The sequence below is a fragment of the Persicitalea sp. genome, from assembly GCF_041751555.1.
In the GTDB taxonomy this organism is placed as follows: Bacteria; Bacteroidota; Bacteroidia; order Cytophagales; family Spirosomataceae; genus Persicitalea.
Genome location: NZ_JBGSXF010000690.1, coordinates 1 through 2,901, shown reverse-complemented (window position 1 = coordinate 2,901; position 2,901 = coordinate 1). Strand labels below are relative to the sequence as shown.

The following is a 2,901-nucleotide window of genomic DNA, read 5'->3' as shown; positions in this document are numbered from 1 at the left end:
GGCCGTGAGGACGGCCTGCCCATAGCAGGCGCGCCTTTCCCCGCTCCGTCGGGCGACTTCGCCAAACCTGCCACCGACCGCACCCGCGGCCGTCTGATTCAGGTGTGGGCCAATGCCGACAAGGCCGTGAATACCCAGGGCGTGGTACTTGCCGCCGACTACTACACACCGCAAAAACTCCACCTGTACAGCAACTATACCTGGTCACACATCAACGAAGGCGACACGAAGGGGCTGATTCTGGGCTTCAACACGCCGACCCACAAAGTAAATATCGGCCTGGACGGAACCCGCGACCGATTCATGTACAGCCTCAACTACCGTTACCAAACGGGCTACACCTTCTTTATGCCCTTTGATGAGGGATATATTGATCCTTTCGGTACTTTGGATGCCCAAATCGGCTACAAACTACCCGCTCTGAAAAGTTTGCTGCGCTTGGGCGGAACAAATCTGACGAATGCCAATGCCGTATCTGCCTACGGCTCGGCGGCGATTGGGCGGGTAGTTTATGTGGGGTGGTTGGTGGGGATTTGAATAAAGTATTTTCGTAACTGCCGGATATTTTCGTTGGAATGATTATATATAACCCGGCAGGTAGTACCGTACGCTTTGGCCGCTCCTTGTTACTCAACCATTGACTAATTGAAAAAAAACTATCTGCGATATCCCGTCCTGGGATTCTTTATTCTTCTGGTCTCTATCGCCGTACTCGCAACGGTCATACCCCTCTTTCCCTCCAAAGAATGGTACGTGCGCGTGTTTGACTATCCAAGGCTCCAAACGTTCTTCGTAGCCGTGCTGGCGCTGATTTGGTACTTCGTATTTTATTTCAAAAGGGATCGCGTGAGTTACCTCTTCGCAGTACTTTTAATCGGGGTCATTTCTGTACAGGCATACAAGGCGGCACCATACACAGTCCTGGGTTCGCAGCAGGTTCTGAAATCGCAGAAAGCTGCCAGTGCTACTACCAGTGTTAGCTTGTTCATTTGTAATGTTTTACAACCCAGTGACAACTACCAAAAGGTACTTGACAGAGTAGCTGAGTATCAGCCGGACATTGTCATAACTACCGAATCAGACAGTGTCTGGCAGGAGGCTTTATCTGTGCTGGACGCAAAGTACCCTCATCGGATAGCTGTTCCGCTCGATAACACCTACGGAATGCATTTGTACTCGAAGCTGCCGCTCGATCAGGCAAAGGTAAGGTACTTGCTTGAGCCAGATCTTCCTTCTATCCGGGCCAAGGTGCAGCTTAAATCAGGCGAATGGGTGCATCTGTTTATCGTGCACCCGCGCCCACCTGTGCCGGGAGAAGACGACGACAGCCGCGAGCGTGACGCTGAGATAATCATGGTAGGGCGAGAGGCGAGAAAAGAAAAAGGAGGTGTGATCGTGGCCGGAGACTTCAACGATGTGGCCTGGTCTGAGACAACGGCCTTGTTTCAGGAAGTCAGCGGATATCTCGACCCGCGACGGGGAAGGGGATTTTACAATACCTTCAATGCTGAATTACCCCTGTTTCGTTGGCCGCTCGATCATATTTTTCACAGTCCTCATTTCAAGCTGATCAAAATGGAACGAGGCGATAAGGTAGGGAGCGATCACTTCCCGATGTATATCAAACTGAGCTACGAACCCGAAAATGCGGATGACCAACCTAAGGTCAAAGAAGAAGAAGACACCCAGCAAGAAGCCAGCAAAGCGATCAAGAAGGGAAAAGCCGATGCGGGCAAAGAGTAATAGGAGTAAGTAAAATTTTAGCGGCAGTTTTTAACATTCGCTCGGCCTGATATGCAATCAGGACGTAATCGCCTCGTGCTCAATCGACCGACTGAGACGATCCTGGCTATCGGTTAGAGAGAAGTTCTACGGAAGGCATGATCTTTTTAGGAGATGAGGACGCCTCGCCATTGAAAGAATCAGAAACAGTCCAAAACATGTATAAGCTTTCCGTATCGGAAATTATAAAGAGAATTGAAAATCGAACCCCTTTTGAAGCTGTTTCGGACGATTATTCCTTTGTTATCAAAGTCGGGGAGTACGCCCCTTACCTCTGCACGGCGGTTCATGACGGCCATCAGTTTAGGAAATCATTGTGGGAAAATTGCTTACATACGGAATACCAACGATGGTACGAAGAAGACCCTTGTACCAAAGAAATGGTACAATCGCACCCCATAGTTATTGCGGGGCTTGACAGTAGATTCGAATACGATCTGAATCGCGAACCTGAAAAAGCCATATACGAAGATGCCTGGGGTAAAAAGTTATGGGACACCCCACTTTCGGAGGAAGAACGCCGCCACAGCTTGGACAAACATCAGGCTTTTTATAAAGTGATCGACGCTCTTGTCAACCAAGTTGAAAAAAAATACGGAAAGGCTATTGTTTTCGATATGCACAGTTACAATTGGAAACGATGGGATCGTGTGGTTCCCACTTGGAATTTAGGAACTACCAACATAGATAATGAACGTTTTGGGGATTTGGCGACGTCATGGAGCCAAAAATTGGGTAGTATGGATTTGCCCAATGGGATTGAATCTTCTTCGGGAATCAACGACACATTTCAGGGAAACGGTTATCTGTTGAAGTACATCACGGAAAACTTCGACAATACCCTGGTATTAGCCACGGAAATCTCCAAGATATATTGCGATGAAGAAACCGGAACTATTTTCCCGGAAGTAGTACGCTCTGTTGAAGATCATTTGAAAGAACTTATTCCATTACAGGTAAAGGAATTCACAGAACACATTTGATGATCGAAAATACAACCATACAAAGCGTATGTAAAAGATTGGCGGAAGAGCAATCCGTAAGCGAAGAACTACCCGGTGACGGGGAGATGTACATCGAGAAATTGATGCCTTACATCTGTGTTTATCGCTACAAAAG

The 2,901-nt window shown here is 47.9% G+C and carries 3 protein-coding genes; all 3 read left to right on the top strand.

Going from position 1 to position 2,901, the window contains the following annotated elements; translation table 11 throughout:
* The coding region (locus ACEW8P_RS24275) for a TonB-dependent receptor domain-containing protein (protein ID WP_373515648.1) at positions 1–537 on the top strand (537 nt) is incomplete at its 5' end.
* 108 nt (positions 538–645) lie between these two features.
* On the top strand, positions 646–1,743 hold the full coding sequence (locus ACEW8P_RS24270) for an endonuclease/exonuclease/phosphatase family protein (protein WP_373515647.1): 1,098 nt from the start codon (positions 646–648) through the stop codon (positions 1,741–1,743).
* Positions 1,744–1,880: 137 nt separating this feature from the next.
* Entirely contained in the window at positions 1,881–2,765 is an 885-nt protein-coding gene (locus ACEW8P_RS24265; RefSeq protein WP_373515646.1) for an N-formylglutamate amidohydrolase, read from the top strand.
* Positions 2,766–2,901: the final 136 nt, after the last annotated feature.

What these genes read in the sequence shown, in the direction of transcription:
- ACEW8P_RS24265 (WP_373515646.1), top strand. Translation starts at nt 1,881, where the DNA reads ATGATCTTTTTAGGAGATGAGGACGCCTCGCCATTGAAAGAATCAGAA.